This window comes from Streptococcus sp. HPH0090, assembly GCF_000411475.1.
Lineage (GTDB): Bacteria > Bacillota > Bacilli > Lactobacillales > Streptococcaceae > Streptococcus.
Genome location: NZ_KE150464.1, coordinates 846,032 through 865,663 on the forward strand (window position 1 = coordinate 846,032; position 19,632 = coordinate 865,663).

Below are 19,632 nucleotides of genomic sequence, written 5' to 3' on the forward strand. Positions count from 1 at the left end.
CTACAGCTTCCTCTTTAGGAGCTTCTTTCTCCACATTTTCTGTAGCAACAGCGACTGGAGTTTCATCCGCAGATACAGTACTTGCACTAGCTAAATTAGCTCCAAATAAAACTGAGCAAGTTCCGATTAACACTGAGCAAGTTCCTACCGTAAATTTACGGATGCTATAGACTCTTTTTCGATTCCAATGATCTTTTCCCATAGGGTTCTCCTTGTTAAGTAACCGCTTCCATTTTTAATTGAAAACGCTTTACTTTTATTGTATTTATTACTTCTATTCTATAAAATAATATAGGAAACATCAATAGAATCCCTATAAAAATCATACTTTTGATTCTTTTTTCTATAATTTGTAGAAAAGCAGAAAAATGTGAATGTACATTTAGACAAATACGTCAAAACAGCTGTTTCACTTATAGAAACAGCTGTTACTGAAAAACTATTCTGAATTTACCTTCGATTACTGATTATCATTCTTTTCTTTTAACATCTTGAGCATCTCATTTTTACGTTCTTCTAGCTCTGCAATTTGCTGGAGTAAAAGTCCTGAAAAATCACAATGAAGCTCTTCAGTTTCGCCACTATTATACCAATATAAGGCTACTATGTGATTGTCCTTATCAAAGCAGAAAATTACATCTCCATCACCGATGATAGACAGAAATGGAATATAATCCACAAAGCCCAGAGCGTGTAATTCCTTGGTTTTAATTCGAATATCTAAGAAATCTGGGATGCCATTTGCAATTCCAAAAACCTTAATACCTCGACAGAAGGTCCAAAATGGTGTTACATCGTAAGCCTTGGCTCTTGGCCATAGCTCTTCCCTGACTTCCATAAAGAGACCTCCAAGAGCTGACATGGTGAATTCTCTGAAATCTTCTGGAAGACGAATGCCATATTGAGTTTCAAAATCCTGAACATCTTCTTCCGATGGTTCATTGCCCATGCAAGCGACAACTTGATAAGTTTCCTTATCATAGTGACGAAAATAATCATAAACTTCCTTGAGTGCCATTATTTTAATCCTTTTTTACTCAGAAATATAGACCACAAATCCATCTGATAAGATAACCACTTGTCCTTCTTTAATCTGACAATGACTAGACAAGTCAACTGAATCTCTGTCCAAGACAAAATTTTCCTTAGACTGATTAAAGATAGCTTGAACTTCTTTTTCTTCGTAGATCCATTCCAAGACAATAACATCTGGTTTCACTTCTTTCAAGCTATATGAACCATGCTGAATAATGCTTGCAACTTCCTTACGGACTTGGATTAATTGCTTCATGAAATTCAGCATATCATTGTCCTCAGACACGCGGTCCCAAGGCATGACACGACGGCAATCAGGGTCTGGTCCACCTTTTAGTGCCAGCTCGGTTCCATAATAGATACAAGGAGTCCCTTTTTGAAGATAGAGGAAGGCGAGAGCAACCTTAACATGCTGGATATTCCCATTGGCAGTTGTGAGGATACGCTCTGTATCATGAGAATCTAAAAGGTTAAACATCACCTCTGAGATTTGTTGCTTGTAGTACATTGACTGGCTGTTGATTTCTGAAATAAACTGCTCCGTCTTTTTATGCTGACGCAAGAAATAGTCTTTGATACTTTCAGAAAGTGGGTAGTTCATAACTGCATGGAACTCATCCCCTTTTAGCCAAGGCTGAGATGTATGCCAGATTTCACCTAAAATATACAAATCAGGCTTTTTAGCCAGAACTGCCTTTCTGAAATCTCTCCAGAACTGGTGGTCAATTTCATTGGCAACGTCCAAGCGCCAAGCATCAATATCAAAATTCTCAATCCAATAGGTCGCAACACTTAAAAGAAATTCTTTAACTTCCGGATTGGCTGTATTTAACTTAGGCATATAGCTAGCAAAGGCAAAGGTATGATACGGTAGTTCTTTTGGCTTCTTCAGTTTATCCTCAGTAATTGGAAATTCTTGAATATGGAACCAGTCTTTATAAGGGGAATTTTCTCCATTCTTCAGAACATCTTGCCACTGAGCCGACTGGTATCCGATATGATTAAACACCGCATCTAGCATAATCTTGATGCCCCGTTTATGAGCTTCATCGACTAGATTACGAAAGACTTCCTTGTCTCCAAAATGACGGTCAATCTCAAAATAATCCGTTGTATCATACTTGTGATTGGTCGTCGCTTCGAAAATCGGACAGAGATAGAGTCCAGTGATTCCCAAGTCTTTTAGATAGTCTAGGTGGTCGATAATTCCTTGCAAATCCCCACCAAAAAAGTCATCCCTGTTAGGCGCAAGCTCAGCATCCCACTCTCGAGCTCCATCAGGAGTCAATCTAGGATTTCCATTAGCGAAGCGTTCAGGGAAAATCTGATACCAAACAGTATTTGAAACCCAGCTAGGAACTTGGCAACCATCGATTTCGTGAATGTAAGGAAGCTTGAAACCATTGCCTTCAGCATCCAAGTTTTCCTGAGTATGTTCTACACAACCCTTATCGCCATAGTAGACACCCTGACCTTCCTTATCAAGGAGTTCAAAGAGATATTGAATGCGTGCAAAATCAACAGAGACCGTAACCTGCCAATAGTCAAATAGGGCATCTGAGGTTACTTTGGTCATTTCTTTCTTAGTTTCATACTTATCCTCAATGAAAATAAAGGGATCACCATAATGCAAAATGACCTTTTGAATATCATCTTTCTTTGTTCTAATTCGGATATGTAGCTGATCTTCTTTATACAGATAAGCATACTCTGATTCTGGTCTATGATAAATGGCTGTTAATTCCATGTATTGTCTCCTAAAATTAATAAAACGCAAACGTTTTCATAATCAATGTTTCTAGTATACTACTTTAAGATTCGATTTGCAATACTTGGTCAAGATTCATAATAAAACACCCCAAAAGTTAATGTATTAGATTAACTTTCGAGGTGCAACTATGTTTTTATTTATAATTAAAGGTCTCTCCAGCCAACTTATCTGCTAGCTTGGGAAATAGGGTATAAAATTTATGAGCTAAATTTAGCAAGGTTGGGAGATTGAGCTCGCGTTTGTTTTTGCCTATGGTCTTAACAATTTTTTTAGCTACTGCATCTGGCTCGAGTAGGAAGCGGTCAACTGATTTTAGATAACTGCCGTCTGGGTCAGCCTGGTCGAAAAACCCTGTACGGATAGGACCGGGATTAACCGTCGTCACATAGACACCATAGGGCATGAGCTCAAGGCGAAGAGCATTTGAAAAACCGATAGCCGCAAACTTAGTCGCAGAGTATAGACTAGACTTGCCAGTTGCTATCAAACCTGCCATGCTGACGATATTGATGATATGTCCTTTTCGGATTTCCTTCATACGAGAAGCAACCAACCGAGACAGATTCATTAAAGCAAAGGTGTTAACCTCAAACATCTGATGAATATCTTGATCAGAAATCTTATCAAAATCCTCAAAAATTCCGTAGCCAGCGTTGTTAATCAAGACATCAATCTTGCCATAACGCTGATAGAGTTCGGCTACCAGTCCTTCTAGGGCTTGCTCATCGGTAATATCAATCTCAACCAATTCTGCCTGTAGATGATTTCCGTATAGTTGAGCTAATTTTTCCTTGTTTCTACCAAGTAAGATGAGTTGGTCATCGGGCAAGAGTTTGACCATTTCTTGAGCTAGACCTCCGCTAGCTCCCGTAATGAGAACAGTACGCATCCTTATCCTTTCTCAATCTTCTAGATTTCCACTTCTTCCAAATCTTTAACTACATGGACATTTTCAAAAATCGTTGCAGCATCTTTCTTAAGCTGGCTAATGTCTTTTGAAAGGAAGCGTGCACTGATATGGTTGAGCAAGAGTCGTTTGGCTCCTGCTTCTGTTGCTACCTGAGCAGCCTGCATATTGGTTGAGTGGCCATGATTGCGGGCAATTTTCTCATCACCTTTACCATAAGTGGACTCATGGACAAGAACATCCGCATTAACTCCAAGACGCACACTAGCATCTGTTTTTCGAGTATCTCCCAAAATGGTGATAATCTTACCAGGTCGCGGTGCTGAGATATAGTCTGCTGCCTTGATCTCGGTGCCGTCTTCTAGGATGATATCCTGACCGTTTTTGATTTTTCCAAAGAGTGGTCCAAATGGCACACCAGCAGCCTTGAGCTTTTCAGCATCCAAGGTCCCTTCAAGGTCCTTTTGCATGACACGATAGCCAACGCAGAAAATCGTGTGGTCCAACTCCTCTGCATAGACCGTGAATTTATCTGTTTCAAGGATTTTCCCTAGAGAATCTTGGTCAAATTCATGGAAATGAATCTTATAAGGCAGGCGAGACCCTGATACCCGAAGGCTAGTCAAGACAAAAGACTTGATGCCTTTGGGACCATAGATTTCCAATTCTGTTTGTTCTTCATTGGCCTGAAAGGCACGACTAGAAAGAAATCCTGGCAAGCCAAAGATATGGTCTCCATGTAAATGGGTGATAAAGATTTTGCTGATCTTTCGTGGTCGAATCGTAGTTTCCAGAATGCGATTTTGTGTTCCTTCTCCACAGTCAAAAAGCCAGACTTCGTTAATCTCGTCCAAGAGTTTCAGGGCGAGACTGGAAACATTGCGGGCTTTAGAGGGCTGACCAGCCCCCGTTCCTAAAAATTGAATATCCATTCGTTACTTTCTAATTAATCAAAATATAACATAGCAGTGCGGTTTTCCGAGCGGTAATAAAACTTACCAGTAAAGGCTTTAGCCTCTTGTAGTAAATCTTCTTGACTATAGCCTTTGAGACGCTTGCGACCATCTGCCAAACTTTCCAAATCTGTCAAGGCCGTGAGATTTTCCACGCTAATAACTCCCTCGTCTCCGACAGCTTTCATATAAATCTTTTCAGACTCCTCAAAGACTAGCTGATGAGAAAAAATTTGCGCAATCTCAAAAAGTAAGTCATCCGTAATTGCTTCCTCAACTTCTGAAAAAATGCGACCTAGCCCTTCTCTCTCATAGCAAAAACCAAAAGACTTTCCTGAGAGATTGAGGCGAATAAAAGGTTTGCTTTCTTCAGTGAAACTTGGCTCAACATTGTATAGGTTTAGCTCTTTACTGACTTCCGCAAAATAATCTGTCGCAGCTTGAGGACTCTTTTTCTGGTAGAGTTCTGCAAAGTAAGCATTGACCACGCTTGGTGGAGGGGTGATGAGAGCTAGCTGCTCCTCTTCAGACCTACCAGCTAGAAGCTGGTCCAAATAGACTTTGTCTAGACTTGTATAGCCGCCATATTTGAGAGCTAAAGTTTTGATATCAGCCATAAAATTCTTCTAATCTCCATTTATTTTTCTCAGAAATGTAGCCTCTGATGACTTCGCCGTCATCTTGATAATCCCTTTCTTCTAGGATAGCAACACTCTCTAAATCGTGAATCTTATAGGATTTAGAAAAAGGTACACGCAAGGTAAAGGGTTCAAAAATGTCCTTAATCTTACCCAGCAATAAAGCCTGCAACTGTTCGCGACTATTCTCAGACTTGGCAGAAATCAATGCATATGGGGTTTGAGTAGGCGTGAAATCCTCCACCAAATCCGCTTTATTATAAAGGGTCAAACGAGGAATATCCTCCATATCCAAATCTTTCATGATAGACAGGACTGTTTTTTCATGTTCCTCATGGTAAGGATTGCTAGCATCAATAACATGAACCAAGAGGTCTACGTGCTTACTTTCTTCCAAGGTTGACTTGAAACTAGATACTAACTCTGTCGGTAAGTCTTGGATAAATCCAACGGTATCAGTCAAAGTAACCTGAAGATTGCCCTCCAGATGAATGCTCTTAGTTGTCGCATCCAGAGTCGCAAAGAGCTCATCCGCCTCATACTGGGTCTTACTGGTCAAGGTGTTCATGATAGTTGATTTCCCAGCATTGGTGTATCCAATCAAACCAATCTTAAAGGTACTTGACTCCAAACGTTTTTCTCGAACTGTTGCCCGATTTTTCTCAACGACCTTGAGTTGACGCTCGATATCTGTGATCTGATTGCGAACACTACGACGGTTCAGTTCCAGCTGGCTTTCACCAGGTCCACGGGAACCAATTCCACCTGCCTGACGGCTAAGCATAATCCCCTGCCCCACCAAACGGGGCAAGAGATACTTGAGTTGGGCAAGATGAACTTGGAGTTTCCCTTCATGGCTTCGAGCTCGCATGGCAAAGATATCCAAAATCAACTGCATACGGTCAATTACCTTAACACCCAAGACTTCCTCTAAATTGACATTTTGTCGAGGTGTCAGACGGTTGTTGACGATGACAGTCGTGATTTCTTCTGCATCCACCATTTTAGCAATTTCTTCCAACTTACCTGAGCCTACAAAGGTCTTAGAGTCGTATTTTTCACGCTTCTGTCTGTAGCTATCCACTACGACTGCTCCAGCCGTCTTTGCTAGACTAGCCAGTTCTTCCATGGAGAGGTCAAAATTGTCCATGCCCTGAAGTTCAACACCAATCAGCAGGACTCGCTCCTCTTTTTTCTCCGTTTCAATCATCTAAAAACTCCTCAATCTGGTTTAAAATACGGTCTTTTACACCAGATTCTCCTATCTGATAAAAGGTCACCTGCATGCGATTACGGAACCAGGTCAACTGACGCTTGGCAAAACGACGAGTCGCCTGCTTGAGACTATCACTAGCCTCCTCCAAACTTTGCTCCCCTCGAAAATAGGGAAAGAGTTCCTTATAGCCAATCCCTTTAGCAGCCTGCACCTCTGGATAATGCTCAAACAGCCACTTAGCTTCATCCAATAGTCCAGCTTCAAACATCAAATCCACACGATGGTTAATCCGTTCATACAATTGACTGCGCTCATCGTCCAAGCAAATAATCAACGGCTCATATAAAGTCTCTTGATTTTCTAAATCTTGAGCAAAATGGGCAATTTCCAAGGCACGCATAGCACGGCGACGATTAAACTGGGGAATTTCAAGGCCTGCTTGCTCTATGAGTTGGGCTAACTCCTCATCCGAAAAAGGCTCTAGATTAGCACGATAAGCTAAAATGTCCTCATGGGGTGTCTCCCCACCAAGATGATATCCTTCTAGCAGACTCTGGATATAAAGACCTGTCCCACCAGCAATAATAGCAAGTTTACCACGACTTTGAATATCCTCGATGGCTGTCTTGGCCTCTGAAACAAAATCAAAAGCCGAGTAAGACTCGGTTACATCTCTCACATCAATCAAGTGATGAGGGACAGTTGCCTGCTCCTCCGGACTAGCCTTGGCAGTCCCAATATCTAGGCCTCGGTAGACTTGTTGGCTATCTCCACTAACTACTTCTCCATTAAATCGCTGAGCAACTTCAATGGCAAGTGCAGTCTTTCCAACAGCTGTTGGACCAACAATCACAATTATTTTGCTTTTCATCGTTTTTCCTTGAAAAATTCCCATTTTTTCGTTACTATTATTATATCACAAAATAGACAGGCAGAAAAATGCTATCTCTTAAGCTATTTCCGTCTGATTTATAAATAAAAGGAGGAAGACTCATGGCTAAAGGATTTGCTAAAGGTCTCGTAACAGGTGTTGCAGGAACTGTTGCTGCTGTTGCAGGTGCAGTATACGCATTCAAAAAGAAAGTGATTGAACCAGAAGAACAAAAAGCAGCTTTCATCGAAGAAAACCGTAAAAAAGCAGCTCGCCGTCGCGTATCACGTTAATAAACAAAAAAGAAGTTGGTTTTTCCAACTTCTTTTGTTGTTCTTAAATAGCCAAGTCAAACTTCAACTGCGGCTTTACTGGATCATAATCAACCAACTCAAAATCTTCTGCTTTAATATCAAAGAAGTTGGTCTTATCTGGTACATTCAAGACCAAACGTGGTTGGCAATTTGAAGGCTCACGACGGAGCAATTCCTGAGCTTGTTCAAATTGATTGTCGTAGATATGAAGGTTGTTGATAAAGTAGAAGAATTTTCCTACCTTCCAACCAAAGTGTTTAGCAATCATCATTTGAAGAGCCACATACTGCATGGCATTGATGTGATGAGCTACAAGCATATCGTTAGAGCGCTGAGTCAAGGTTGCATCCAAATAGATTTCCCCATCTACACGACGGACATCAAACATGGTTTGAAAAGCACAAGGAAGAAGTCCGTCTGTTTCCTCAAAAGCTTGATAATCCCAAAGTGAGATGATATTGCGACGGTTCCAAGGATTGGCTTCCAACTGTTTGAGGATTTTATTGATGATGTCGTGCTTCTTAACTACAGCACCATAACGCTCCCCAATAGTACCTGTGTCTCCCACTTCCCAATCATTCCAGTAGTGAACATTGTACTTGTCATTGAGAACTTCTAAGCTATTTGTCTGGTCTTGATAAATCCAGAGCACTTCTTTGATAGCTGATTTGATAGCAATTGGACGTAAGGTTGTGATTGGAAATTCGCCCTTAGACAAATCATACTCCGCAAAAGCACCTGTAATGTACTTGGAGTTGGCAACTGTTCCGTCCTTGTACTTGGGACGAGCCTGTTCTGAAAAGACACCTTCATTGAGAATTCGCTCAATATTTTCTTTAAAAATCTTATCTGCTTTTGTCATTTACCCTTACCTCAACTTTTATTCTTAACTAGTATAGCATAAAAAAAGAAAGGAGGAAAATCACTCGCTTAAAGATAGTAATTTTCTCCTTTTAATACTTATTAACTATTATTGCAAGACAAGAGATGCTGCTCCGATAACTCCGGCATCATTTCCTAGAGTTGCAAGAGCCAATTTAGTGGTTGTGCGAACTTGTGGGAAGGTATTTTCATCGTAAACCTTTTGCACGCCTTGAAGAAGGAAGTCTCCTGCAGCTGATACACCTCCACCGATAACGATAGTTGATGGGTTTAGGATAGAACCAATATTGGCACATGCAATACCCAAGTAACGTGAGAAGTTACGGTAAACGATCAAAGCAAGGTCGTCCCCTTCTTTTGCCAAATCAAAGACAGTTTTAGCTGTTACTTCTTCTCCATCATCAATCAAGCGTTTCAACTCTGCATCACCTTCGTACTCATCAGCATAACGACGAGTCAAGTTGACAATCCCTGTAGCTGAAGCTACTGTCTCAAGACAGCCTTTTTTACCACAAGTACATGCGATTGGTTGGTCAAAGTCAACTGTGATATGTCCAAGTTCACCTGCAGCACCTGCAACACCGTGAAGCAATTTTCCTTCTGCCACGATACCGCCACCAACACCTGTACCAAGTGTCATAAAGACAACGTCTGGTTGGTTTTCACCAGCCCCCATCCAACGCTCACCAAGAGCAGCTACGTTGGCGTCATTGTCGATAAAGAATGGAATCCCCAAGGCTTTTTCCATTTTTTCTTTGATTGGTTGAAGAGTTTTCCAGTTGAGGTTGTAGGCACCGATAACAGTTCCTTTTTCACGGTCAACCACACCAGGTGAACCCATACCAATTCCACGAAAATCTTCAGCAGATAATCCAAGTAAGTCCAAACGGTGTTGGATCGATTCAATCATATCGTCTACGATATGGCTTCCTTCATCCAAAATGTTAGTCTTGATAGACCATTTTTCTTGGATTTCTCCTTCTTGCGTTAAAATAGCGAACTTGATAGATGTTCCACCAAGGTCAATCCCAATAATCTTTTGACTCATCTTTTTCTCCTTTATGATTATATCAACTTCCATATTATTTTATCAAACTTATTTCTGCAATTCAAGAAAACTTCTAGTTATTTCTGCAAACTCTTTTGGTTTGGCCCTATTCAGAACATGAGGTCCATCAGGAATAATCTGAAACTGAGAATTTGGAATCAGTTGTTGCAGATCTTTCATAGACTTTAGATTAGGCTTATCCTGACTACCACAGATTAAAAAAGTTGGATATGAACAATTCTTTGCAATCTCTCTTAAATCAAGTGTTTTTAATTCTTCAGATACTCCAACTAAAAGCGATTTGTCTGCTCCCTGCTTCTCAAATATCCTTTTTGGGAGTAGTTTAAATATCAGAGATTGAATATAAAAAGGGATGTTTCCCGCTAGTTTCAATGGACAACCTGATAAAATCAAGGCCTGAAGATTTGGCAGATTGTAACTTGACAATTCTAATGCAAGTGCAGCCCCTAAAGACAAGCCAACTAATACAAAAGGTTCTGTTTCCACTGTTAAGCGCTGATAAATGCGTTCCTTGGCTTCTTGGTAGGTTCCAACTCCTGCAGGAAATAAGTCCAGTGCTTCAGAGGGATAATCTGTCAGCAAATCCTGAACTTCTTTCCAACTATCTGCTGACTGTCCCAAACCGTGTAAAAATATTAGTTTCATTTAATGCTCCTTTTTTACTGACAACTCATACAATCCCCTAACTGCATTACAGCCATAGATAGCTTCTGCTTGTGCCAAATCTTCTATGGTCAAGACCTTCTCTTCTACCTGCCCACTTTCAAGTAAATGTTGACGATAAATCCCTGGTAACAGGCCTAGCTGACTAGGAGGTGTATAGAGCTTGCCATCCATTTTTAAGACCAGATTCCCAATAGAGGTTTCAAGCAATTTTCCACCAGCAGTGTGATAAATGATTTCCTGATCTCCCACTGTCAAATGTGGTCGGAATGTCGTCTTAAAGTAGGTAAATGCCTGTTGCAAATCAGCTTCTTGCTGACAAAGCTTGGCCTGACAAAAACTAGAGCTAAGTGGTGTCAATACTTGTCGTTCAATTTCAATCTCTCCAGATTTGCTGAGACTGATTCGCAGTCGATATTCTTGATGGAAGTCACAGGCTTGACACTCCTCCTCTATCTTTTGTTTCAGAACTTCTGGATCAAATGGAAAGGCAAAATAACGACTAGCCTTTTGTAGTCTTTCAAGATGTTGAGTTTCAAAAAGTAATTTCCTCTGGCTAATTTTTCCTGTTGTAATCAGTTGAAAACGAGGCTGTTTACGATAGAGAACTGCCGCTTTTTGATGGACTTCACGGTATTCTGACTCCCAAGTACTATCCCAAGTAATGCCTCCACCGACTCCATAGATGGCTTGTCCTTGATGCAGTTGAATAGTTCGAATAGCCACATTGAAAATCCGTCGCCCATTGGGAAGTAAAAGACCAATCGTCCCACAGTAAACTCCACGCGGTTGTGGTTCCAAGTTCTTAATAATTTCCATGGTCGCTATCTTGGGAGCTCCTGTGATGGATCCACAAGGAAAGAGTGATCGGAAGATTTCTACTAGGTCAACATTCGGTAGTAACTGACTCTTGATAGTCGAAGTCATCTGCCAAACCGTTGAATATTGCTCCACTTGGCATAAACGTTCCACATGCTCACTTCCAACCTCAGACAGGCGATTCATGTCATTGCGCAAGAGGTCTACTATCATCATATTTTCTGAGCAATTTTTGGGATCTTGTTCCAACCAAACCGCCTCTTTCAAGTCTTCAGCATCAGTCAGACCACGTTTAGTCGTCCCCTTCATAGGACGAGTGGTCAACTCACGCCCATTTTGCTCAAAAAAGAGTTCTGGACTCATGGAAATCACTGCCATGTCGTCATGTTCAACATAGGCATTATAACCTGCTTCCTGTTCCACCACCATGCGATTGTAGATAGTAAAAGGATTAGCACTTAAATGCTGCTTGAGTTGGACAGTATAATTGACCTGATAGGTATCCCCTTGCCTTAAATGATGGTGAATTTGGGCAATAGCCTTTTCATAGTCCTCTGCAGAAGTTACTTCCTGCCAGTTTGAAGGCAAATCCACCTTCTCATAAGTCAGAGGGATACTGGATTTTTCTACACTGTCATGAACGGTGAAATAGAGGAGATACTCTCCCAGTAAGGGAACTGAGTGGACTGCTAACTTCTCCTCAAAAGCTGGTGCAGCCTCATAGCTGACATAACCTACCACATAATAGCCCTGCTCTTGGTAGCTTTCTACTTGTGCCAGCAAGTCTGACACTTCTGCTAAATCTCTCGTTTTTAACTCTTTGATAGGTTGAGTGAAGGTGTATCTCTCGCCCAAAGTCCTAAAATCAATCACTGTTTTTCTATGCATATCCTAAGTATACCATAAAAGCCAGACCCCAAAAAGGAGATCTGGCTTTTTATGATTGATTTAAATAACGAAGCTCACTCAACATAATCTAACAAATAACCATAACCCTTTTCTTCCATTTGATCCTTTGGAATAAAACGGATAGAAAGGCTGTTAATGCAATAGCGAAGGCCCCCCTTGTCCTGAGGTCCGTCTGTAAAGACATGTCCTAAGTGGGAATCACCAGTTCTATTTCTGACTTCTGTTCTGACCATATTATAAGACTTGTCTTCCTTATAGGTCGCAACATCTGGACTGATAGGCTGGGTAAAACTTGGCCAACCACAGCCCGATTCAAATTTATCTTTCGAAGAAAAGAGAGGTTCTCCAGTTGCCACATCCACATAAATTCCTGCTTCAAACTTATCCCAGTAACGATTTGAAAAAGCTCGTTCTGTTTGACTGTTTTGAGTCACTGTATACTCTTCAGGAGAGAGGAGTTTTTTCAATTCATCGTCACTCGGTTTTGGATATTTACTCGCATCAATAACAGGATAGGATGCTTGATTGACATTGATATGGCAGTATCCATTTGGATTTTTCTGGAGATAGTCTTGGTGATAGTCCTCAGCCACGATAAAATTTCTTAAGGCTTCCTTTTCAACCGCAAGAGGCTGGTCATACTTTTGAGCAACTTGCTCAAAGACTTGATTGATGACTTCTAGGTCCTGCTCGTCCTTATAGTAGACTCCCGTTCTGTACTGAGTCCCCACATCATTTCCCTGCTTATTCTTACTAATTGGATTGATAATGCGGAAATAATGGAGCAAGATTTCTTTTAAAGAAATTTGATTGGCATCGTAGGTCACATGAACAGTCTCAGCATGACCTGTTTGGCCGATCAATTCATACTGGGTTGTTTCTCCTCTACCATTCGCATAGCCAGAAACAGCATCTGTCACACCTGCTACTCTTGAAAAATACTCTTCAACTCCCCAGAAACAGCCTCCCGCTAGATAAATTTCATGTAGGTCAGCATCTTTACTTGGCTCCGTTTTTTTCTTGGCCTTTTGTCCTTGACTAACTGCTGCCTTCTCGATTTGAGTGGTATCTGTGTAGCTTGCGCTTCTTTTTTCCCAAAGAAATAAAAGTCCGATAATAACGCAAATGATGATTCCTATGAATACAATTATTTTTAATTTATCATTCATGATGAGCCTCTAATCTATGCTTTTTAAAGTCTTTAAAATAGTTTCCTTGTCCATAAAGCCTGGCTGGGTCTTAACTAGTTTGCCTTCTTTATCGATAAAGGCCTGAGTCGGATAAGAACGGACTCCGTAACTTGCTAAGAGTTTTCCCGAAGGATCTAGAAGGACAGGGAGATTTTTATAGTCCAAGCCCTGATACCATTTTTGGAAGTCTCCTTCTGCTTGCTCTCCTTTTTGTCCAGGAGAAACAACTGTCAAGATGATATAGTCATCACTTTCTTCTTTAGCCAGCTCATCTGTATCAGAGAGGCTGGCTAGACAAATAGAACACCAAGATGCCCAAAATTTGAGATAGACTTTTTTGCCTTTGTAATCTGATAGGCGATAAGTTTTACCATCAACTCCCGTAAGTTCAAAGTTTGGAACTTCTTCTCCTTTTTTTGCTACCTGAGAATTAACTTGCGCATTTTTGTCTCCATTTTGTTTATCAGCCTCGCTCGTCGTCTGATTGTTACAAGCCGATAGACAGACCAGACTAGCGCAGACCAATACAGTTGCTTGCCATGTTTTCATTTTCATCACCTTTCTTATTAGATATATGAATATAGATAACGGTTTCATAGCTCTATTATATACCTACCTTTCTAAAAATACTTGGAATCTGCTCGGAAATTAAGGCATCTTTTGGGACACAAAAAACTCCCACCTGCTTAGCAGACGAGAGCTTTCAACTTTTTATCTATATTTTTCTTATAAAATCTTGAGGATATTGAGCACGCGCCCCTCCAATCAGTTTCGGACGACTAGCGAGGGCAGTTACATGGGCTTGGCCGATTGATCTCAAAACTGGACGTATCGGTACTTGAACATGTTTGATATGCATCCCTATAGCCGTATCTCCAATATCGAGTCCTGCATCTGCCTTGATAAATTCGACCTCAACTGGGTCTTTCATATAGCGAAAGGCCGCCAATTGCCCTGATCCTCCAGCGTTCAGTGTCGGAAGAACACTAACAATCTCAAGATTGTATTTGATTGCAACCTCTCGTTCTACTACCAAGGCCCGATTGACATGTTCACATCCCTGAACTGCTAGATGAATTCCTCTCGCTGACAAGATTTCTAAGATCTTTTGAACAATTAATTCCCCAATTTCTTGACTAGAATCTTTCCCGATGTGTCCTCCTATCACCTCACTAGAAGATAAGCCCAAAACAAAGAGAGCTCCCTCATGGAGAGAAGCTTTTGCTAATACATCTTCTAGGATTTCCTCTACCTCTTTTTGTAAATGTCCTTGGTCCATACTTTACCTCGCTTATTTCCTTCTATGATATCGTTTTTTCATCATTTTATCAAGCTGGGAACATAGTTTCGCTTCCAAACGACTGTTTATATTTTCTAAATCAAAAAAGACAGAGAATTTCTATCTCTGTCTCATTTATAACCATCATTATACTTTTTGGAGTCCTTGAACAGCATCATGATTAATGATAACTTGACCGTATTCTTGGAGAACTGAACGGCTGATATCACTATCATCGGCAAATTCACGCATGCGAGCCAATAACCACGCTGGATAAAGACTTGGATGATCTTCTACATCAACCAAAACTGTTAGATAGTATTGGTCGTTCATTTTGTAAAGTTCTGAAGTCTCCATTTGGTAATCAACTGTTTTCGCAAAAGAAACCAAACTAGTTAAGTCGTCAAAGCGTAGGATGTAGTAGATATAAGGTTCTCTTTTCCCTTCATCCACCTCAGCAATTTCATCAATCGCTGCTTCCTCTTCTTTTTCAACCTGCTCTAGAGATTGAATAGCTTCAATGTCTTCTTTAGTTTTCTCTGCCATGGTTTTTTCCAATGTTTTCAAGAACTCATCTGGAGACATTTTTGCTAGTTCATCCATGTCAGGAAGGTCTGCCAGATCCTCAAAATCCAAATTTTGGTCAATCTTAGACTTGGTTACAAAGACATCAACCTTATCAGGCTTCGGTGTCACTCGGAAGCTAAGCATACCTGTATCCAGGAAACTGTCTGGCATCTCTAACTCATCCAGAATGGCATAGAAGAACTCTTCTGTTTTTTCTTGTGGAACGAGAAAGTCTGCGATTTCCATTCCACGATCCATCAAATCTTCTAAAGACATCGTGATTTTTAAAGTCGTATCACTGATTTGTTTCATTTTCATAGTTCGTAACCTCATACTTTCAGTTCTATCTATTATACAAGATTTAAATGATTTTATCAAAAGAATGGCGTTGGAATGTGATATAATACTAGTATCTATTTTAGAATGTAAGAAAGAAAGTTTCATGAAAAATATAAAAGTTAATGCTTTGGCTAGCTTGCTGGTCAATATTTTAAACATCGTTTTTCCCCTGATTACCAATCCCTATCTAACGCGGATTCTTAGTAAATCAAATTATGGTTACTTTAATACAGCTAACACCTGGGCGAGCTTTGTCATTCCACTAGCTGCCTTTGGGATATACAATTATGGGATTCGAGCAATTAGTAAAGTAAAGGATGACAAAAATAAGATTAATTATGTCTTTTCTAAGTTGTTCTATATTTCGCTCATTACTTCAGTTGTAACAACCGCTATTTATTTCCTCTTTATTTATTTTGATACTAGTATTGTCAATCTAAAAATTCTTTACTATATCCTTGGAATCCAAGCTCTCTTCCAATTTCTGAATATCGAATGGATGAATGAAGCCTATGAGAATTATTCTTTTATCCTTTATAAAACACTCGTGATTCGTATTGGAATGTTGGTCGCTATCTTCGCTTTCGTTAAGACACCTGATGATATTGTTCCCTATGCTATAATCATGAGTGCAACAACCATTATCAACTATCTACTCAGTTTCCTATGGATTAAACGAGAAGTTTCCTTTGTCAAGATTGAAATCATCGAACTTCTCAAAGCATCTAAGCCTCTTCTGACCATGTTGCTTCTAGCAAATGCCAATATGCTCTACACCTTGCTAGACCGTATGTTCATTACCAAAGGACCGGATGAGAATTACATCTCCTACTACACTATTGCTTCAAGTATTGTTATGCTGATTGCTAGTGTCCTGAGTGGAGCTATCAATGTCAGCATTCCTCGACTTGGTTACTACTTAGGAAAAAAAGATTTTCATTCTTATAAGTATCTGGTCAACCAAGGTGCATCTCTCTTTTTCTTCCTCATGATTCCGACTAGTATCGGAATTATGGTTTTAGGAACTTATGCAACTGTTATCTACTCTTCTGAGAAATATATAGAAGCAGGAATTGTAACAAGCGTCTTTGCCTTTCGAACCATTATCTGGGCTATCGAATTAATCCTTGGAAAGCAAATTATCTTTATCAATGACCATGAAAACCGATTAACAGCTTTCTACTTTATCGGTGGCGGTGTCAATGTCATCCTAAACTCTCTACTCCTTTTCAACAACATCTTTACTCCTGCCTACTACATCGGGACAACGATTATTGCTGAGGCAATTGTGGTTCTACTTGAAATCCGCTTTATTCAGAAACATAAACTCTTGGATTTGAAAGAAATCTTTGGAACATTAGCTCGCTACACAATTGTGTCACTAGGCTTTATCCCAATTTACTATATCTGTAAAATTCTCTTCCAAGTTCATTCATACACAGTGAATATGGCTATGCTCAGTATGGTAGTAGCTACAATTGCCGGATGTGCTATTTATTATGCTTTCGCTCTCTTTATCATTAAGGATAAAACCCTTCACTATGCAATAGATCTAGTTCGTGCAAAAATCAAACGAAGTTAACAAAACACCTATAAAGCTTAAGCTTTATAGGTGTTTTTATTGTAGAAAAATTTAATTAAAAGTCATTTAGAAACTTAATTCTTTTCTTGGCTCGTTTGTGTCTTAGGTTCAGTAGATTGATTTTTTTCCTCAGACGCAACAGATGAGCTTTCTGTTTGTTGAGTTCTCTCTACTTCTGTTGTTTCGAAAATGTGCCCCTGACTATTTGCTACCGTTTGTTCCTGAGTTGTTACCTCGGTTGTAACAGTCGTCCAAATTCCATCTGCATTGAGCTTGTACCCGTCAGGACTTGTTCCATTTCTTAGGAGAGAACCATTTGTTTGGAAATAGTACCAGTTACCATTCAGTTGTTGCCAACCAGTTTCCATAGCACCACTTGCATTGAGATAATAGCTGGCTCCATTTATCTCTTGAAGGCCTGTTAGCATGATACCTTCCTTGTCGAGATAGTACCAAAGACCTTTGTCTTTGAACCAACCTGTTTTCATGGCACCACTTCCTGTGAAGTAATAATAATGGTTATCAAGCCATTTCCAACCTGTCTGCATAGCGCCACTTGCGTTGAGATAATAACGGGAACCATTAATTTCTTGAAGGCCTGTTAGCATGATACCTTCTTTATCTAGATAGTACCATAGTTCCTTATCTTTGAGCCAACCTGTCTTAATAGCGCCGCTGCTTGCGAAGTAATAATAATGGTTATCAAGCCATTTCCAACCTGTCTGCATAGCTCCGCTTGCATTGAGATAATAACGAGAACCATCGATTTCTTGGAAGCCTGTTAACATGACACCTTCTTTATCTAGATAATACCAGATGTCCTTATCCTTGAGCCAACCTGTTTTCATCGCACCACTGCTTACGAAGTAGTAATAATGGTTATTGAGCCATTTCCAACCTGTCTGCATAGCGCCACTTGCATTGAGATAATAGCGAGAACCATTAATCTCTTGAAGGCCTGTTAGCATCACACCTTCTTTATCTAAGTAGTACCAAGTATCTTTATCCTTGACCCAGCCAGTTTTCATAGCTCCGGAGCTAGCAAAATAGTTCCAATGACCCTCAATTAAGGCCCAACCAGTTTGCATGATACCATTTTGATTAAAGTAATAGGTAGTGCCGTTGATATTCTTTTTACCAACTGTTCGAATACCATCTTCATCATAATAATACCAGCTTGAACCTTGCTTTTGCCAACTAGATGCGCTACCTTCTGTTTGAAGAGCGCCACTACTTGCAAAGAGCATCTTCTTGCCATTAAAGACTTGTAAGCCAGTCAGCATTTTACCATCTTTATCAAAGAGATATTTTTGACCACCAATTTCAGCTAGTTCATTGTAACGTCTTGCACCGTTTGACTGGATATAGTACCAAGTATTATCATGATAGAACCAACCACCCGTCTGCATTTTGCCATTATTGTTTAGGTAGTAGTCATTAAATTTTGGTTCTCCGTTCCATTCGTCGGTGATACGGAGCCAACGACCACTCTGCATTTGACCTTTTCCGTTAAAGAAATATGTAGCACCAGCAATGTCTTGCCAACCAATAGCCATCTGACCATCTTTCAAGCGATATTTCCAATGACCATCTTCTTGATACCATTTCTCTTCAACAGTAGGAATATTCGGAAAATCTCCTGAAACATTTGTAAAGCCTTTATCACTAATATCAAATACAGTTGCATCCTGAGTTTTACTTGATGCATGAATCACTTGAATATTTTTCTTTTGGAGATAATCTCTCGTTGAAGCAACGTTAATATCACCTCCAGTCGTTTGAATGACCATACTAGGAGAAAGATGATTAATGAAGTCAATTGTATTAGAAATCTTAGCATCATAGTGATGATTCCATTTCATCATATCTACTTTGCCAATCACAGGACCTAACTTGTCTTCTGCTCCTTCAGCATTATCTAAATCACCACCAAGATAAATTCTTTTTCCTGCAACAGTTACTACTGCTACAATTGAATTGGAATTATCATCAAGAACTCTTTTTAAGTTCCCATCAGAATCATATTCATTTTTATAATTATAAAGCTGAATATCCATGTCACCAAATTTGAAATGACTATCCTGATCTTTGATATCTTGAATTAATGTAACACCCTTATTCTGTGCAGCACGAAGAGCATTATCGTAATTGAAAAGATTATCCCACAATCCCCAAGTGCTTGTAATTCGTTGATCCGAATATTTTTTCAAATAGAACTTATCGACTTGATAGCGATTAAGAATTTCATCTGCTCCACCTATGTGATCACTATGAACATGAGTCCCTAGTATAAAGTCTAATTTCTTTACTCCTAACTGATCAAGATGACGAATTAAACGATCTTCTAATACTTGATAATTGTTAGTAGAAATTCCCCATCGATTTGGATAACGTGTATCCGTTCCATCCGGAAAGTCATAATCCTCTCCCATATCAATTAGAGCATAGTGACCATTACTTTCTAGTAAAATAGCATCACTTCCAGAGTTAGCTTTGGTATTGATAAAATGGATTCGATTCCCTGCACCTGCTGAGATTGTATCTGCATTTACTGTTTGCGCATGAATTATTGTTGCAGATAGAAGCACGGCACTAAGTAATATTGATTTTGTAAAACTTTTCATAAGG

Annotated in this window: 18 protein-coding genes and 1 pseudogene; 2 read left to right on the plus strand and 17 right to left on the minus strand. The window is 39.8% G+C overall.

Annotated elements, in window-relative coordinates; genetic code table 11:
- Window positions 1-54: 54 nt before the first annotated feature.
- From HMPREF1481_RS11015 to miaA, 8 genes and pseudogenes are all read right to left on the minus strand, one after another.
- Window positions 55-202 (minus strand): annotated as a pseudogene (locus HMPREF1481_RS11015) (YSIRK-type signal peptide-containing protein); the annotation flags it as partial.
- A gap of 258 nt (window positions 203-460) precedes the next feature.
- Entirely contained in the window at window positions 461-1,018 is a 558-nt protein-coding gene (locus HMPREF1481_RS06075; RefSeq protein ID WP_016466617.1) for an SMI1/KNR4 family protein, read from the minus strand.
- Between the two features lie 15 nt (window positions 1,019-1,033).
- Window positions 1,034-2,782, minus strand: a complete 1,749-nt coding sequence (locus HMPREF1481_RS06080; protein WP_016466618.1) for a glycoside hydrolase family 13 protein — start codon at window positions 2,780-2,782, stop codon at window positions 1,034-1,036.
- Window positions 2,783-2,939: 157 nt separating this feature from the next.
- Complete coding sequence (locus HMPREF1481_RS06085) at window positions 2,940-3,695, minus strand: SDR family NAD(P)-dependent oxidoreductase (RefSeq protein WP_016466619.1); 756 nt, start codon at window positions 3,693-3,695, stop codon at window positions 2,940-2,942.
- Between the two features lie 20 nt (window positions 3,696-3,715).
- Window positions 3,716-4,645 (minus strand): ribonuclease Z, encoded by a 930-nt coding sequence (rnz, locus tag HMPREF1481_RS06090; RefSeq protein ID WP_016466620.1) that lies wholly within the window; start codon window positions 4,643-4,645, stop codon window positions 3,716-3,718.
- 14 nt (window positions 4,646-4,659) lie between these two features.
- Window positions 4,660-5,283 (minus strand): hypothetical protein, encoded by a 624-nt coding sequence (locus tag HMPREF1481_RS06095; protein WP_016466621.1) that lies wholly within the window; start codon window positions 5,281-5,283, stop codon window positions 4,660-4,662.
- Window positions 5,276-6,514 carry a GTPase HflX gene (gene hflX, locus HMPREF1481_RS06100; RefSeq protein ID WP_016466622.1) on the minus strand — a complete coding sequence of 413 codons (1,239 nt, stop codon included), beginning with the start codon at window positions 6,512-6,514 and terminating at the stop codon, window positions 5,276-5,278. Before hflX ends, HMPREF1481_RS06095 begins: the two co-directional genes overlap by 8 nt.
- A complete protein-coding gene (gene miaA, locus HMPREF1481_RS06105) occupies window positions 6,507-7,391 on the minus strand; it encodes a tRNA (adenosine(37)-N6)-dimethylallyltransferase MiaA (RefSeq protein ID WP_016466623.1) in 885 nt (294 codons plus the stop codon). Before miaA ends, hflX begins: the two co-directional genes overlap by 8 nt.
- 122 nt (window positions 7,392-7,513) lie before the next feature.
- On the opposite strand from miaA, the gene HMPREF1481_RS10665 reads away from it, so the two are divergent.
- Entirely contained in the window at window positions 7,514-7,684 is a 171-nt protein-coding gene (locus tag HMPREF1481_RS10665) for a DUF3042 family protein (RefSeq protein ID WP_001051780.1), read from the plus strand.
- A gap of 43 nt (window positions 7,685-7,727) precedes the next feature.
- Here HMPREF1481_RS10665 and HMPREF1481_RS06110 read toward each other — a convergent pair whose 3' ends face one another.
- The 8 genes from HMPREF1481_RS06110 to mecA all read right to left on the minus strand — a co-directional run bounded on the left by HMPREF1481_RS06110 (window position 7,728) and on the right by mecA (window position 15,401).
- Window positions 7,728-8,567 carry a thymidylate synthase gene (locus HMPREF1481_RS06110; RefSeq protein WP_016466624.1) on the minus strand — a complete coding sequence of 280 codons (840 nt, stop codon included), beginning with the start codon at window positions 8,565-8,567 and terminating at the stop codon, window positions 7,728-7,730.
- Between the two features lie 108 nt (window positions 8,568-8,675).
- On the minus strand, window positions 8,676-9,635 hold the full coding sequence (locus HMPREF1481_RS06115; protein WP_016466625.1) for an ROK family glucokinase: 960 nt from the start codon (window positions 9,633-9,635) through the stop codon (window positions 8,676-8,678).
- A 48-nt stretch (window positions 9,636-9,683) separates the two neighbouring features.
- The gene (locus tag HMPREF1481_RS06120) at window positions 9,684-10,301 is read right to left on the minus strand and encodes an alpha/beta fold hydrolase (protein WP_016466626.1); all 618 of its coding nucleotides are present in this window, start codon (window positions 10,299-10,301) and stop codon (window positions 9,684-9,686) included.
- On the minus strand, window positions 10,302-12,026 hold the full coding sequence (gene pabB / locus HMPREF1481_RS06125; protein ID WP_016466627.1) for an aminodeoxychorismate synthase component I: 1,725 nt from the start codon (window positions 12,024-12,026) through the stop codon (window positions 10,302-10,304). It abuts the gene before it with no gap.
- 74 nt (window positions 12,027-12,100) lie between these two features.
- Entirely contained in the window at window positions 12,101-13,216 is a 1,116-nt protein-coding gene (msrB, locus tag HMPREF1481_RS06130) for a peptide-methionine (R)-S-oxide reductase MsrB (RefSeq protein ID WP_016466628.1), read from the minus strand.
- A 9-nt stretch (window positions 13,217-13,225) separates the two neighbouring features.
- Window positions 13,226-13,786: a redoxin family protein gene (locus HMPREF1481_RS06135; RefSeq protein WP_016466629.1), complete on the minus strand. Its 561-nt coding sequence runs from the start codon at window positions 13,784-13,786 to the stop codon at window positions 13,226-13,228.
- 166 nt (window positions 13,787-13,952) lie between these two features.
- On the minus strand, window positions 13,953-14,516 hold the full coding sequence (locus tag HMPREF1481_RS06140; protein WP_016466630.1) for a TIGR01440 family protein: 564 nt from the start codon (window positions 14,514-14,516) through the stop codon (window positions 13,953-13,955).
- Between the two features lie 147 nt (window positions 14,517-14,663).
- A complete protein-coding gene (gene mecA / locus HMPREF1481_RS06145) occupies window positions 14,664-15,401 on the minus strand; it encodes an adaptor protein MecA (protein ID WP_006148076.1) in 738 nt (245 codons plus the stop codon).
- 124 nt (window positions 15,402-15,525) lie between these two features.
- On the opposite strand from mecA, the gene HMPREF1481_RS06150 reads away from it, so the two are divergent.
- A complete protein-coding gene (locus HMPREF1481_RS06150; RefSeq protein WP_025173280.1) occupies window positions 15,526-17,004 on the plus strand; it encodes an oligosaccharide flippase family protein in 1,479 nt (492 codons plus the stop codon).
- 74 nt (window positions 17,005-17,078) lie between these two features.
- Here HMPREF1481_RS06150 and HMPREF1481_RS06155 read toward each other — a convergent pair whose 3' ends face one another.
- Window positions 17,079-19,628, minus strand: coding sequence for an MBL fold metallo-hydrolase (locus HMPREF1481_RS06155; RefSeq protein WP_016466632.1), 2,550 nt, complete (start codon window positions 19,626-19,628; stop codon window positions 17,079-17,081).
- Window positions 19,629-19,632: the final 4 nt, after the last annotated feature.

Coding starts and splice junctions, on each gene's coding strand:
- HMPREF1481_RS06075 (WP_016466617.1), bottom strand. CDS start 1,018: ATGGCACTCAAGGAAGTTTATGATTATTTTCGTCACTATGATAAGGAA.
- HMPREF1481_RS06080 (WP_016466618.1), bottom strand. CDS start 2,782: ATGGAATTAACAGCCATTTATCATAGACCAGAATCAGAGTATGCTTAT.
- HMPREF1481_RS06085 (WP_016466619.1), bottom strand. CDS start 3,695: ATGCGTACTGTTCTCATTACGGGAGCTAGCGGAGGTCTAGCTCAAGAA.
- rnz (WP_016466620.1), bottom strand. CDS start 4,645: ATGGATATTCAATTTTTAGGAACGGGGGCTGGTCAGCCCTCTAAAGCC.
- HMPREF1481_RS06095 (WP_016466621.1), bottom strand. CDS start 5,283: ATGGCTGATATCAAAACTTTAGCTCTCAAATATGGCGGCTATACAAGT.
- hflX (WP_016466622.1), bottom strand. CDS start 6,514: ATGATTGAAACGGAGAAAAAAGAGGAGCGAGTCCTGCTGATTGGTGTT.
- miaA (WP_016466623.1), bottom strand. CDS start 7,391: ATGAAAAGCAAAATAATTGTGATTGTTGGTCCAACAGCTGTTGGAAAG.
- HMPREF1481_RS10665 (WP_001051780.1), top strand. CDS start 7,514: ATGGCTAAAGGATTTGCTAAAGGTCTCGTAACAGGTGTTGCAGGAACT.
- HMPREF1481_RS06110 (WP_016466624.1), bottom strand. CDS start 8,567: ATGACAAAAGCAGATAAGATTTTTAAAGAAAATATTGAGCGAATTCTC.
- HMPREF1481_RS06115 (WP_016466625.1), bottom strand. CDS start 9,635: ATGAGTCAAAAGATTATTGGGATTGACCTTGGTGGAACATCTATCAAG.
- HMPREF1481_RS06120 (WP_016466626.1), bottom strand. CDS start 10,301: ATGAAACTAATATTTTTACACGGTTTGGGACAGTCAGCAGATAGTTGG.
- pabB (WP_016466627.1), bottom strand. CDS start 12,026: ATGCATAGAAAAACAGTGATTGATTTTAGGACTTTGGGCGAGAGATAC.
- msrB (WP_016466628.1), bottom strand. CDS start 13,216: ATGAATGATAAATTAAAAATAATTGTATTCATAGGAATCATCATTTGC.
- HMPREF1481_RS06135 (WP_016466629.1), bottom strand. CDS start 13,786: ATGAAAACATGGCAAGCAACTGTATTGGTCTGCGCTAGTCTGGTCTGT.
- HMPREF1481_RS06140 (WP_016466630.1), bottom strand. CDS start 14,516: ATGGACCAAGGACATTTACAAAAAGAGGTAGAGGAAATCCTAGAAGAT.
- mecA (WP_006148076.1), bottom strand. CDS start 15,401: ATGAAAATGAAACAAATCAGTGATACGACTTTAAAAATCACGATGTCT.
- HMPREF1481_RS06150 (WP_025173280.1), top strand. CDS start 15,526: ATGAAAAATATAAAAGTTAATGCTTTGGCTAGCTTGCTGGTCAATATT.
- HMPREF1481_RS06155 (WP_016466632.1), bottom strand. CDS start 19,628: ATGAAAAGTTTTACAAAATCAATATTACTTAGTGCCGTGCTTCTATCT.